Source organism: Klebsiella sp. 28 (genome assembly GCF_018223905.1).
Lineage (GTDB): Bacteria > Pseudomonadota > Gammaproteobacteria > Enterobacterales > Enterobacteriaceae > Klebsiella > Klebsiella pneumoniae.
Genome location: NZ_JAGRQY010000090.1, coordinates 84,537 through 98,327, shown reverse-complemented (window position 1 = coordinate 98,327; position 13,791 = coordinate 84,537). Strand labels below are relative to the sequence as shown.

Below are 13,791 nucleotides of genomic sequence, written 5' to 3'. Positions count from 1 at the left end.
TGCGCACCCTGGCGGCCTACGATATCGCCGCCCTGATGGAGTATGGGCAGCTCAGTCTCTATTCCGCCTGCGAGCGGGTGGTGATGGAGAAACTGCCGGCTCTCGGCGGCAGCGGCGGGCTGATAGCCGTCGATCGCGAAGGCAACGTCGTTTTACCGTTTAACAGTGAAGGCATGTACCGCGCCTGGTGCTATGCCGGCGATACGCCGACCATTGGCATTTATCGCGAATAGAACAAGGGAGAGGGCGAGTGTCGCAAACTCACGAAACCGATACCTGCGAAGTGCTGGTGGTGCGCAACCTGAACGTGGCGTTCCGCCAGCAGGATGCGCCGGAGGTGCAGGCCGTGCGTCAGCTTTCCTTCAGCCTGCGCCGCGGCGAGACGCTGGCGATAGTGGGTGAGTCCGGTTCGGGAAAATCGGTGACCGCGCTGGCGCTGATGCGTCTGCTAGACGCGGCCAGCAGCGAGGTGAACAGCGAGGGGCTGTGGTTGCGGCGGCGTAACCGGCAGGTGATCGCGCTCAATGAGCAAACGGACGCTGAGATGCGCCGGGTGCGCGGCGCGGATCTGGCCATGATTTTTCAGGAGCCGATGACCTCGCTGAATCCGGTTTTTACCATCGGCGAGCAGATTGCCGAATCCCTGCGCCTGCACCAGGGGCTGGGGCGCGAAGAGGCGCTGCGCGCGGCGAAAAAGATGCTCGATCAGGTGCGTATTCCCCAGGCGGAAGAGATGCTCTCGCGCTATCCGCACCAGCTCTCCGGCGGCATGCGCCAGAGGGTGATGATCGCCATGGCGCTCTCCTGTCGGCCGGCGGTGTTGATAGCCGATGAGCCAACCACGGCGCTGGATGTCACCATCCAGGCGCAAATTCTGCAACTCATTGCCGTTCTGCAAAAGGAGATGGCGATGGGGGTGATCTTTATCACCCACGATATGGGCGTCGTGGCCGATATCGCCGATCGGGTGCTGGTGATGTATCGCGGTGAGGCGGTAGAGACCGGCAGCGTTGAGGAGATCTTTCGTTCGCCGCAGCACCCGTATACGCAGTCGCTGCTGGCGGCGGTCCCGCGGCTGGGGGAGATGCGTGGCCAGGATCTGCCGCGCCGTTTTCCGCTGCCGGGCCAGCCGCTGGCGGAGAGCGAAACGCCCGATACGGTAGTCGCCGGCGAGCCGATCCTGCAGGTGCGTGACCTGGTGGCCCGTTTTCCGGTGCGCGGCGGGCTGCTCAATCGCGTGACGCGCGAAGTGCATGCGGTGGAGAAGGTCAGTTTTGATCTCTGGCCGGGAGAGACCCTGTCGCTGGTGGGCGAGTCCGGCTGCGGCAAGTCGACCACCGGCCGGGCGCTGCTGAGGCTGGTAGAGACCCAGGGAGGCACCATTACCTTCGACGGTCAGCGGATCGATACCCTCGCCGGCGGCAAGCTGCAGGCTCTGCGGCGCAATATTCAGTTTATTTTTCAGGATCCTTACGCCTCGCTTGATCCGCGTCAGACGGTCGGCGATTCGATTATGGAGCCGCTGCGGGTGCATGGCCTGCTGCGTGGGGAAGCAGCGCGTGAGCGGGTCGCCTGGCTGCTGAAGCGCGTGGGGTTGCAGCCGGAGCATGCCTGGCGCTATCCCCATGCCTTTTCCGGCGGCCAGCGGCAGCGGATCTGCATTGCCCGCGCGCTGGCGCTGAATCCGAAGGTGGTGATAGCCGACGAGTCGGTGTCGGCCCTGGATGTCTCCATTCGGGCGCAGATTATCAATCTGATGCTCGACCTGCAGCGCGAGATGGGCATCGCGTTTCTGTTTATTTCCCATGATATGGCGGTGGTGGAGCGCATCAGCCACCGCGTAGCGGTGATGTATCGCGGTCGCATTGTCGAAATAGGCCCGCGCCGCGCGGTGTTTGAAAACCCGCAGCACCCCTATACCCGTAAGCTCATGGCCGCCGTACCGGTGGCCGACCCGGGCCACCGTCATCCGCAGCGGGTCCTGCTGTCTGATGACGTCCCGGGCAATATTTATAAGCGGGGCGAGGAGATCGCCAGCGTGCCGTTGCAGCAGGTTGGGCCGGGCCACTTCGTCGCCCGCGAATCCGCCGATGTGCTGGGCAGAACATAACAACACATAACGCATCTTTTCAGGAGAACACGATGACACAACCTGTTTCACGCAAATGGTGGCTGGCGCTGAGTATCGCGGCAGCCCTGGCGAGCGCTCCCGCCTTTGCCGCCAAAGATGTGGTGGTGGCGGTCGGGTCTAACTTCACGACCCTCGACCCCTATGATGCCAACGATACCCTGTCGCAGGCGGTGGCGAAGTCCTTTTATCAAGGCCTGTTCGGCCTTGATAAAGAGATGAAGCTGCAAAACGTTCTTGCTGAGAGCTATACCGTGTCACCGGACGGCCTGGTGTACACCGTTAAGCTGCACAGCGGGGTGAAATTCCAGGATGGCACTGACTTTAACGCCGAGGCGGTAAAGGCTAACCTCGATCGCGCGAGTAACCCGGATAACCATCTCAAGCGCTATAACCTGTATAAAAATATTGCCAGTACCGAGGCGGTCGATCCGACTACGGTCAAAATTACCCTGAAGCAGCCCTTCTCGGCGTTTATTAACATTCTCGCCCATCCGGCGACAGCGATGATTTCGCCGGCGGCGCTGAAAAAATATGGTAAGGATATCGGCTTCCACCCGGTGGGCACCGGGCCGTATAAGCTCGACACCTGGAACCAGACGGATTTTGTGAAGGTCAGCAAGTTCGATGGGTACTGGCAGCCGGGGCTGCCAAAGCTGGATTCTATCACCTGGCGTCCGGTGGTGGATAACAATACCCGGGCGGCGATGCTGCAGACCGGCGAGGCGCAGTTCGCCTTCCCGATCCCTTACGAACAGGCGCCGCTGCTGGCGAAAAACAGCAAACTGGAGCTGGTGGCCAGCCCGTCGATCATGCAGCGCTACATCAGCATGAACGTGACGCAGAAGCCGTTCGATAATCCGAAGGTACGGGAAGCCATCAACTATGCGATTAACCGTCAGGCGCTGGTGAAGGTAGCGTTCGCCGGCTACGCCACCCCGGCGACCGGAGTGGTGCCGCCGTCGATCGCCTATGCCCAGACCTACCCCGCCTGGCCATACGATCCGGCGAAAGCGCGCCAGCTGCTGAAAGAGGCGGGCTACCCTAACGGTTTCAGCACCACGCTGTGGTCATCACATAATCACAGCACCGCGCAGAAAGTACTGCAGTTCACCCAGCAGCAGCTGGCGCAGGTGGGGATTAAGGCGCAGGTGACGGCGATGGACGCTGGTCAGCGGGCGGCGGAAGTGGAAGGTAAAGGGCAGAAAGAGAGCGGGGTACGGATGTTCTATACCGGCTGGTCCGCCTCCACCGGTGAAGCCGACTGGGCGCTGTCGCCGCTGTTCGCCTCGCAAAATTGGCCGCCGACGCTGTTTAATACCGCGTTTTACAGCAACCCGCAGGTGGATAACGCGCTGAGCGAGGCGCTGAAAACCACCGATCCGCAACAGAAAACCAAACTCTATAAAGAGGCGCAGGATATTATCTGGAAAGAGTCGCCGTGGGTGCCGCTGGTGGTCGAGAAACTGGTCTCCGCCCACAGCAAGAACCTCACCGGTTTCTATATCCAGCCGGATACCGGCTTTAGCTTCGAACAGGCGGACCTGACGCCGTGATCATGTTCATCTCCATGCGTCCTCTCTCCCGGAATGGGAGGGAGCGATGCTGAATTATGTGATTAAGCGCCTGCTGGGCCTGATCCCCACTCTGCTTATCGTCGCGGTGCTGGTGTTTCTGTTCGTCCATATGCTGCCCGGTGACCCGGCGCGGCTGATTGCCGGACCTGAGGCCGATGCCCAGGTGGTGGCGATGGTGCGCCAGCAGCTGGGGCTTGACCAGCCGCTGCATGTCCAGTTCTGGCACTATATCACCAACGTGCTGCGCGGCGATTTTGGCATTTCCATGGCCTCGCGGCGTCCCGTTGCCAGTGAGATTGCCAGTCGCTTTATGCCCACGCTGTGGCTGACGCTGGCCAGCATGAGCTGGGCGGTACTGTTCGGGATGGCGGCGGGGATTGCGGCCGCGGTGTGGCGCAATCGCTGGCCCGACCGTCTGGGAATGGCGCTGGCGGTGAGCGGCATTTCGTTTCCGGCTTTTGCCCTTGGTATGCTGCTGATGCAGGTGTTTTCGGTTGAGCTGGGCTGGCTGCCGACGGTGGGGGCCGACAGCTGGCGGCACTATATTTTGCCGTCGTTGACCCTTGGCGCGGCGGTGGCGGCGGTCATGGCGCGCTTTACCCGCGCGTCATTCGTCGATGTGCTGCATGAAGACTATATGCGTACCGCCCGGGCGAAGGGGGTGAGCGAAACGCGGGTGGTGCTCAAGCATGGTCTGCGCAATGCGATGATCCCGGTGGTGACCATGATGGGGCTGCAGTTCGGCTTTCTGCTCGGCGGGTCGATCGTTGTGGAGAAGGTGTTTAACTGGCCGGGGCTTGGGCGCTTGCTGGTCGATTCGGTGGAGATGCGCGATTACCCGGTGATTCAGGCGGAAGTGCTGCTCTTTTCGCTGGAGTTTATTCTTATCAATTTAGTGGTGGATGTGCTGTACGCGGCCATAAACCCGGCTATCAGGTATAAGTAAGGTGCGATTGCTTAACTGGAGAAGGCAGGCGGCGCTGAACGCCATGCCGGGCATCAGACCCGGCGAGATCCATACCCCCTGGCATGAGTTCTGGCGGCGCTTTCGTCGCCAGCCGGTGGCGATGGGCGCTGGTATTTTCGTGCTGTTGCTGATTGCGGTAGCCATCGTTGCCCCATGGATAGCGCCGTATGATGCGGAAAATTATTTCGACTACGACCGTCTGAACGAGGGACCTTCGCTGGTGCACTGGTTCGGAGTCGACTCCCTGGGACGGGATATTTTCAGCCGGGTGCTGGTCGGGGCGCAGATCTCGCTGGCCGCCGGGGTACTGGCGGTGCTGATTGGCGCGGCCATCGGCACGGTGCTTGGGCTGCTGGCTGGCTACTATGAGGGCTGGTGGGACCGGCTCATTATGCGACTTTGCGACGTGTTGTTCGCCTTTCCGGGGATCCTGCTGGCGATCGCGGTGGTCGCCGTCATGGGCAGCGGGATGACCAACGTGATCATCGCCGTGGCGATCTTCTCGATCCCGGCGTTTGCTCGTCTGGTGCGCGGCAATACGCTGGTTCTGAAGCAGCAGACCTTTATTGAATCGGCGCGCAGCATCGGCGCCAGCGACGCCACCATTCTGTTCAACCATATTCTGCCGGGGACGGTGTCATCGATCGTGGTTTATTTCACGATGCGCATTGGGGTATCGATTATTTCGGCGGCCAGTCTGTCGTTTCTTGGCCTCGGCGCGCAGCCGCCCACCCCGGAGTGGGGCGCGATGCTCAACGAAGCGCGGGCGGATATGGTGATGTCTCCGCACGTGGCGCTCTTTCCGGCGGTGGCGATTTTCGTGACCGTGCTGGCGTTTAATCTGCTGGGAGATGGCCTGCGCGATGCGCTGGATCCGAAGTTAAAGGGGTAGGATGAGGGAAAGCTCCGCCGGGAGTCCTTTATGTTATCTGCGGCTTCAGCGCACATTGCGCTTCCGGATAATTTTCTGCGTTAGGTCTCTCATGGCGCAGGGAGCGGTGTGAGGCGGAAACGACCGCCGGACGGTTCCCTCTCCTCCCGGGAGAGGGCCAGGGTGAGGCGAAGCATCGCTGGAAAGTCCTTTATGTTATCTGTGGCTTCAGCGTAGTTTGCGCTCCCGGTTAATCGTCTGCGTTATGTCTCTTATGGCGCAGGGAGCGCACAGGGGGCGGCCAGTCGCCGCCGCCCCCTGTACCCCCGGGCTCCGGCCAGCAACATCGCCACTGCGTGGTGCCTTCGACTTATCCCTGCAGGCTTCGGGTCGGGCCGAGGCAGCGCCCCTGCAAAACACGGCCCTCAGCCCGCATCCATGCGGGCTGCCCCGGCCTTCCGGGAACGTCTCAGCGATGTTGAGGCCGCCAGCACCGGCAGTTTCAGCAACAATGGTGAATAAATTAACGGCAGGCCGCACGAACTGTAGGCCGGGTAAGGCGTTAGCCGCCACCCGGCAATATGAAGGCATGATGACTGATAAATTACCCGGCGGCGCTGCGCTTGCGCGGACCTGGGGGTGAGCCTACGGGAGGACTCCGTAGGCCGTGGAATGCGCTAAGCCGCTATCCGGGAAGCTGGACTAGACCCGGGTACCCCACAGGTCGTATTCGTCGGCATGCTCGACTTTCACCCGCAACACGTCGCCCGGCTTAACGCGGGTTTCGCCGTTCAGGTACACCGCGCCGTCGATTTCCGGAGCGTCGGCCATGCTGCGTCCGATAGCGCCTTCTTCATCAACTTCATCTACCAGCACCAGGATTTCGCGCCCCACTTTCTCCTGCAGACGCTCGGCAGAGATCTGTTGCTGCAGCTGCATAAAGCGGTTCCAGCGCTCTTCTTTCACCTCTTCCGGCACCTGGTCCGCCAGCTCGTTGGCGGTAGCGCCTTCAACCGGGCTGTACTTGAAGCAGCCGACGCGGTCGAGACGCGCCTCTTTCAGGAAGTCGAGCAGCATCTGGAAATCTTCTTCCATTTCGCCCGGGAAGCCCACAATAAAAGTGGAGCGCAGGGTCAGATCCGGGCAAATTTCACGCCACTGCTTAATGCGCGCCAGCTGACGGTCCGCAGAACCTGGACGCTTCATCAGCTTCAGAATACGCGGGCTGGCGTGCTGCAGCGGAATATCGAGGTACGGCAGAATCTTGCCTTCCGCCATCAGCGGGATCACATCGTCAACGTGCGGGTACGGGTAGACATAGTGCAGGCGTACCCAGATGCCGAGCTTCGCCAGCTCTTCGCACAGACTGACCATGCTGGTCTTCACCGGCATACCGTTGTGGAAGCCGGTGCGGTGCTTGACGTCGACGCCGTAGGCGGAGGTGTCCTGCGAAATCACCAGCAGCTCTTTCACGCCGGCGTCAGCGAGGCGTTTGGCTTCGGCCAGCACTTCGCCAATCGGACGGCTCACCAGATCGCCACGCATGGACGGGATGATGCAGAAGGTGCAGCGATGGTTGCAGCCTTCAGAAATTTTTAAGTAGGCGTAGTGGCGCGGCGTCAGCTTAACCCCCTGTTCCGGCACCAGGCTCAGGAACGGGTTGTGCTTCGGCTTCGGCGTATAATGGTGGACATGCTCCAGCACCTGCTCATAGCTGTGCGGACCGGTGATCTCCAGCACCTTCGGATGCACTTCGCGGATCTGATCCTCTTTCGCGCCGAGACAGCCGGTGACGATTACCTTGCCGTTCTCTTTCAACGCTTCGCCGATCGCTTCCAGCGATTCCTGCACAGCGCTATCAATAAAGCCGCAGGTGTTAACGATCACCATATCGGCGTTGTCGTAGGTCGGTACGACGTCATAACCTTCGGTGCGCAGTTCGGTCAGGATACGCTCTGAGTCCACGAGGTTTTTCGGGCAGCCCAGGGAGACGAAGCCGATTTTCGGCTGATGCGTGACATTGCTCATAGCTTAAAAAGTGTTCAATTATTGGAGTGGTCAGGGCAGGAATTCTACAGATCTTTGCGAAAAAGAGTATAGCTCCGTCGCGGTTAATGGTGAAAAAGCGCCCCCGACCTGTCTTTTACGCCCCCGACCGCCAGAGCGGATCCCACACGCCCCGGAGCAGAGGGGCGGGACACGCTTCTGACAAGCCGCGCGCGCAGGTGGCTCAAGCCCGGCGTGGCTGCCGGGCAGAGACTTATTGCGCCGGGTTAATGGCCGCGGAGGGGGTGGCGCCGGGTTTTTTCGGCTCGCGCTTATCCTGCAGCGTGAAAATAGAGATCAGGGTAAAGAGCCCGGCGACGCTGCCGAGAATCAGATAGGTGTTGGCGAAGCCAATGGTATCGTACAGATAGCCTGCCAGCGGAGAGTAAATAGCGGTGGCGATCGAGGCGACGAACAGCACCAGCAAATAGACCGTCGAAGAGAGCTTGTGGTCGAAGTTGGCGGCGATGAATTTAAAGACCGATACCAGAATCAACGGCTTCTCCAGAGCATGCATCATTTTCACCGCACCAATCCACACCGGGCCGAGGGGCACGGCTGAGCCGACAATACGTACCGACATGATCAGCCCGGCGATGATCAGCGCCCATTTGGCGCCGGTCCGGTTAACAAACCATGGCATCAGGCAGAGGAACAGGGTTTCACCGCAGACCTGAATAGACGCGAGGATCCCGTACCAGCGGTTGCCTTCCTCCGGCGTCGGGAACTGTAGCGAGAAGTACTGGGCAAACTGCTGATCGTAGGTGTCGTAAATCTGCGTGACGAACAGGGTAAAGAGCAGCAGCATCCAGAACTGACCATTCTTCGCCAGCTCAAGGGCATGAGAGACCTTCAGCGATTCGCTTCGCGCCACATCGGCGTCGGTTAATTCAATTTTGGTTAGCATAAAGCAGATGGCGGCGATGACAATGGCGAGGCTGGCGAGCCAGAAGGCCAGATTAGGATTGCTGTCGATATATTTACCCACAATCCAGGCCGCCGCTGCCCAGCCTAACGAGCCCCACATCCGCACACGACCATATTCGAACTGATAGCGCCGGGAAATCTTATCGATATAAGAGTCGATTACTCCGCAGCCGGAGTTAAAGATGATCCCCAGATAGATCCCTCCCAGCAAGGCGCCAAACCAAAAGTTGTGCACCAGCAGCGGCGCGTAAACGTAGATAAAGAAGGGGCCCACCGGCAGGAGCAGGGCGACCAGCAGCCAGATAAGCCGTTTTTTCAGGCCGAACTTGTCAGAGATAAAGCCGAAGAAAGGCTGCATCAGCAGGGCGATAAAGGCGTTGACCGAGTAAAGCAGCCCGGTCTTCGTGGCGCTGATGCCAAGATGCTGGGTGGTCCAGATAACGAAGAAAGCCATGGTCGACGACCAGGCGAACAGGTAGAGGAAATCGAAAAGACTCAACAGAAAGTAGTTTCTTTTACCGGACGTCATGTTTCAGTTCCTTGCAAATGGGCAGAGAGAATTTCAGCGATTCGCGGGCCGCGTTCGCTGTTTTCCTGACATGTTATACGTATTACATTAATTATTTGTTATGACATCCTAATTGACGATGGTGCAACAGGTCATATGAGGTATTGTGATCATTGCTGCACTAATTTTGTCTCTTATTGCCATTTTCTGTTTATTAATTTCATATTGAAATTAATTGTGATCGTATAACATTTTTTTGTTATACACCCTACAATGCGTTAAAGTTGCCACATTGTAAATGATGTTAAAGAACTGGGGATTATTGACCTGGCGCATCATTTTGCACAAAAAATAACCGTATTATGGAAAGGGTAAAGGACGACAGAGGAGGAACCGTGATGACCGTTGACAGACTATACCGCCACCTTCTGCAGAAGCTTATTAACGCCAATATCGATATTGACACCTATCTGCAACTGCGAAAGGCCAAAGGCTACATGTCAGTCAGCGAAAATGACCATCTGCGTGATAACTTGTTTGAGCTTTGCCGTGAAATGCGTGCGCAGGCGCCGCGCCTGCAGAATGCCATTTCACCGGAGGAGAGGGATGTCCTTCGCCTGGCCGGCGAATCGGTCGCCGCCGCTGCACTATGCCTGATGAGCGGGCATCATGATTGTCCGCTATACATCGCTGTTAACGTAGAGAAGCTAGAACGCTGTCTGACAGGATTGACCTCAAATATTCATAAATTGAATAAATTGGCGCCAATCACTCATGCCTGATCGGCTGAAACCCAGGGGAAGTGAACGCTTCCCCTGTTAAAGGTTATGTAAAAATCCCCGCGCAAATTTCCCCGCTGGCTACCCTTTAGCCCAGAGCTGACGAAAGGAGAATGCCATGCGTCCGATCCCACTGCTGTTGATATTGAGCGCCTTAGCGCTACCAGCCCTGAGCCAGGCCGCGGTGCGGGTGGAGGTATTGCAAAACCGGCTGGCCCAGCCGTGGGGCATGGCCTTTCTGCCTGACGATCAGGGCATACTGATCACCCTGCGCGGCGGCGAGCTCAAGCGCTGGCAGCCGGGTAAAGGTCTGTCGGCGCCGATAGCCGGCGTGCCGCAGGTATGGGCCAACGGCCAGGGTGGCCTACTGGACGTGGCGCTGGCCCCGGATTTCGCCCAGTCGCGGCGGGTGTGGCTGAGCTNNGAGCTATGCGGAAAGCGACGCCAGCGGTAAGGCGGGCACCGCGGTGGGCTATGGGCGGTTGAGCGAGGATGCCACGCAGCTGACGAACTTTACCGTGGTCTTTCGCCAGCAGCCGAAGCTCTCCGTCGGCAATCATTTTGGCGGCAGGCTGGTGTTCGACGGCAAAGGATATTTGTTTATCGGGCTGGGCGAAAATAATCAGCGCGCCACCGCCCAGGATCTCAGCAAGCTGCAGGGGAAAGTGGTCCGCCTGACGGAGACCGGAGGTGTACCGCCGGATAACCCTTTTGTCGGCCGGGCTGACGCCAGGCCGGAGATCTGGGCTTACGGCATCCGTAATCCGCAGGGCATGGCGATGAATCCCTGGAGCGAGGCGCTGTGGCTGAACGAGCATGGCCCGCGTGGCGGAGATGAAATTAATATTCCGCAGGCGGGGAAAAATTACGGCTGGCCGCTGGCGACGCACGGTATTAACTACAGCGGCCTGCCCATTCCGGAAGCAAAAGGCAAAACGGTTCCGGGGACCGAACCTCCCCTGTATGTCTGGCCGGTCTCTCCCGGGGTGAGCGGGATGGCCTTTTATTCGGCGCCGACCTTTCCCCAGTGGCAGCATAAGCTGTTTATCGGCGCGCTGAAGGAGACATCGCTGATTGTCCTGGCGGTGGACGGTAATCAGGTCCGCGAGGAGGGGAGATTACTGGAGGCGCGCGGAAAACGCATCCGCGATGTTCGCGTGGGACCCGACGGCTATCTGTACGTTTTAACCGACGAGTCTAACGGCGAGCTATTGCGGTTGAGTCCCGAGGCTTAGCCTCAGGTCACCGGGATCTGCACTACTTCGCGCCAGGCAGGACGTTGGCTAATCTGCTGATACCAGCGCTGCAGATGGGGCCGCGGTTGCCAGCTGTCGAGGATCGACAACAGATTGTAGACGAAGGGAGCGACGGCAATATCGCCAAGGCCGAACTGCTCGCCGGAGAGCCACGGCATTTTGGCCAGTTCGTCATCCAGCATGGCGAACAGCGCTTCGCAGGCGCTGATCCCCGCGGCGATGGCCGCCGGGTCGCGCTGCTCCGGTGGCGTTCTCACCAGGCCCATTAATACCGGGCGATGGGCGGGTGAGAGGGTGCCGTTGGACCAATCCATCCACTTTTCCCCTTGCGCGCGCTGCGCCGGCGCGGCCAGCCACAGACGGTCAACGCCATACTGGGCCGCCAGGTAGCGAATAATCGTATTTGATTCCCACAATACTACCCCGGTGGCATCGTCCTTTAACAACGGCACCAGCCCGTTCGGGTTCATCGCCAGATATTCCGGGTCATGATTGAGACCAAACTCCAGCCCGGCGAGGATCTGCTGATAAGGCAGATCCAGCTCCTCCAGCACCCAGCGTACTTTCTTCACGTTGGTCGAGTTATTACGTCCCCACAGTGTAATCATTTTCGCTCCTGAGTTTGTTTCACTGCCGTTGCAGCGCGATCGGCGATCATGTTGGGATAAAGTTAAAAATCCGGCAAGCTTTTTTATTTGGCTGTTATTAAAGGTTTTTATGCTTACTCCCTTCAGCCAGGGGCACTCCTGGGTTACAGGGCCCGGAAAGTGTTTTTACTATTTTACAGGAGTAATATCTATAGGGTGTTACGCTACGAAGGAAAGGGCGTGAATATGGTGTATATTATTGATAATTAAAGCTTTAAATCATGCATGCATCTATAAAAACGCTCCCTCTCCGTCTCGGTTAAAATCTCAATGTCGCCTGAGGGTATAATTTGATGCTGATTATTGCATCGCAATCATCTGAGGAACACAGGTTAATATTAATAAATAGAAAGTCAGTGAAAGAATTATATTTTTACAGGGATGAACTGTTGTTTTTATCGATCGGATATACATCTTTTTCATCCCACCCAGAAAAAATAGACCATGAGAGGCGCCGACTGGCTGGAAGATATTCTGAAAAATAGCAAAAAAAACCCAGTGACTGGCACTGGGGAGTAAATTTACTCAGGGTTGCATGCTGTTCTCAAGATAATATTCGAGTCTCGAAGTATGGGTTAACCAAAGGTAACCATCAACTTCCATACAGACTACATGGGAAATATACTGTATTAAATAACCAGGAATCCACCCTTACTTTTGTGCTATTTATCTTACCTGGGTAATCACGGCGGGGGTAAGTGGTATATAATGCAATAATCAGTATTTGAATCTATAGCGTTAAACGAGCAGAGCCTGGTAGAGGACTTTACTTTCCCCGGAAGGATTTGAAAAAGGCGGTTAAAATGAATGACTGATAAGGATGGCCAGCATACTATCGCGGTGCTATCAAAACATCCCTGCAAAACGAAATAGGGATAAAAGAAGCACTGGCGAACTGCAGTCTGGAAGAGCGAGTCGTAGAGCTCGATATGGCATCGGACGAGAAGGGTAGGAGATTACCCGGGAAGAGATGTTAACCTTTTCATCAAACCGGCGTGATTAATAACGGGCAACAGAATCAGAGCGGCCCGGGGTTTTGAGAGCAATACTTCTGTAAAGGCCACGGCTGTGGATGCGCTGTTATGAATGTATTTGTAAAATTTATCACCATCCAGAGTCGCCTTGAAAAAAAAAGCCCAGCGACAGGCTGGGGTGTAATTACACGCATAAAGGGATATGCCATTTTCAACACAATATGCGAATCTTAATTTATGGAATAACTGCGGGTGAGCTACCCGCTTCCATAAAGATTGCAGGGGAAACTATACTGTATTTAATGACCAGGAATCCATCCTTATCGATGTGCTATTTTTCTTACTTGTGTAATACGGAAAGGGAAAATAGCCCGATAAACTATCTTTTACCGATATGCCGACTAAAACAGGAAAGCCGTCTGCCTGCTTATCCAGTGGGCGAATAATTCATATCATTAGCGGGAGGCTCTCCCTTCCTGACCTCAATTCCTGATGGTGGCGTATAGAGGGGATAGCTGATTGATATCCTTTATCAAGGAGATTGCGCCTCCATCGGCGGAATGCTATGGCAATCGAAGCCCTGCTGAACATGGCGATCAGGCAGGCCCGATGGAGAGAAAAGTGCGGGCGTTGTTGCTAATTTCCTGAGACGGGCGTAATGACCGTCTCAAGCATAGCCCGGGAGTTCTCAACTGCATTTCAGGCGTAAATACGGCCTACAGAACCTTCAGGTTTATATTTAAGCGTCTGAGACTTCTACAGCAGCAAGCCAGATGTGGTTATTGTGAGTTCGGAAGTTGAACTGGGCCTCATGGAATGCAACCGGGCCGACATTTTGAGTTTTGTGAAGGGTATCAGCAGTAACAACCATCCCCGGTTCTCAGGTGAAGGGGGTAGGGGCGACGCGACTGGATATCACTGGCCAGGCTTTCGCTTACCCCACACGGCCCCGCCATAATGTGAATCTATGACCAGGCAAACCACAATGAAAGACACGCTTGCGACGTCTCTTTAGTAGCATTTTCCCCGAAGAGAAGTGAGCTATGTCATTGAAATTTCGGTGACTAATTGGTTTTGAAAGGCGATTTTTTTCTTGCCATAATAAAGTTAA

At 56.9% G+C, this 13,791-nt stretch carries 10 protein-coding genes and 1 pseudogene; 8 read left to right on the top strand and 3 right to left on the bottom strand.

Going from position 1 to position 13,791, the window contains the following annotated elements; all coding sequences use genetic code 11:
- The 5 genes from KHQ28_RS16255 to gsiD all read left to right on the top strand — a co-directional run.
- The coding region (locus KHQ28_RS16255; RefSeq protein WP_211777636.1) for an isoaspartyl peptidase/L-asparaginase at window positions 1-233 on the top strand (233 nt) is incomplete at its 5' end.
- A gap of 17 nt (window positions 234-250) precedes the next feature.
- A complete protein-coding gene (gene gsiA, locus KHQ28_RS16250; RefSeq protein WP_004151710.1) occupies window positions 251-2,110 on the top strand; it encodes a glutathione ABC transporter ATP-binding protein GsiA in 1,860 nt (619 codons plus the stop codon).
- A gap of 32 nt (window positions 2,111-2,142) precedes the next feature.
- Window positions 2,143-3,684 (top strand): glutathione ABC transporter substrate-binding protein GsiB, encoded by a 1,542-nt coding sequence (gene gsiB, locus KHQ28_RS16245; RefSeq protein WP_012737705.1) that lies wholly within the window; start codon window positions 2,143-2,145, stop codon window positions 3,682-3,684.
- Window positions 3,685-3,730: 46 nt separating this feature from the next.
- On the top strand, window positions 3,731-4,651 hold the full coding sequence (gsiC, locus tag KHQ28_RS16240) for a glutathione ABC transporter permease GsiC (protein ID WP_002892997.1): 921 nt from the start codon (window positions 3,731-3,733) through the stop codon (window positions 4,649-4,651).
- A gap of 1 nt (window position 4,652) precedes the next feature.
- The gene (gsiD, locus tag KHQ28_RS16235; RefSeq protein WP_032419152.1) at window positions 4,653-5,564 is read left to right on the top strand and encodes a glutathione ABC transporter permease GsiD; all 912 of its coding nucleotides are present in this window, start codon (window positions 4,653-4,655) and stop codon (window positions 5,562-5,564) included.
- 681 nt (window positions 5,565-6,245) lie between these two features.
- Here gsiD and rimO read toward each other — a convergent pair.
- A complete protein-coding gene (gene rimO / locus KHQ28_RS16230) occupies window positions 6,246-7,571 on the bottom strand; it encodes a 30S ribosomal protein S12 methylthiotransferase RimO (RefSeq protein WP_032419151.1) in 1,326 nt (441 codons plus the stop codon).
- Between the two features lie 232 nt (window positions 7,572-7,803).
- Complete coding sequence (locus KHQ28_RS16225; RefSeq protein ID WP_023316603.1) at window positions 7,804-9,045, bottom strand: oligosaccharide MFS transporter; 1,242 nt, start codon at window positions 9,043-9,045, stop codon at window positions 7,804-7,806.
- A gap of 377 nt (window positions 9,046-9,422) precedes the next feature.
- Between KHQ28_RS16225 and bssR the strand changes: the two genes are divergently transcribed.
- Together bssR and KHQ28_RS16215 are read left to right on the top strand one after the other, a co-directional pair.
- Window positions 9,423-9,806 carry a biofilm formation regulator BssR gene (gene bssR, locus KHQ28_RS16220; protein WP_032419150.1) on the top strand — a complete coding sequence of 128 codons (384 nt, stop codon included), beginning with the start codon at window positions 9,423-9,425 and terminating at the stop codon, window positions 9,804-9,806.
- 115 nt (window positions 9,807-9,921) lie between these two features.
- Window positions 9,922-11,038: pseudogene (locus tag KHQ28_RS16215) on the top strand (PQQ-dependent sugar dehydrogenase).
- A 2-nt stretch (window positions 11,039-11,040) separates the two neighbouring features.
- On the opposite strand, the gene KHQ28_RS16210 reads toward KHQ28_RS16215, so the two are convergent.
- Complete coding sequence (locus tag KHQ28_RS16210) at window positions 11,041-11,667, bottom strand: glutathione S-transferase family protein (protein ID WP_009485545.1); 627 nt, start codon at window positions 11,665-11,667, stop codon at window positions 11,041-11,043.
- 1,532 nt (window positions 11,668-13,199) lie between these two features.
- On the opposite strand from KHQ28_RS16210, the gene KHQ28_RS16205 reads away from it, so the two are divergent.
- Window positions 13,200-13,328, top strand: coding sequence for a hypothetical protein (locus tag KHQ28_RS16205; protein ID WP_020806119.1), 129 nt, complete (start codon window positions 13,200-13,202; stop codon window positions 13,326-13,328).
- The last annotated feature ends 463 nt before the right edge of the window (window positions 13,329-13,791 follow it).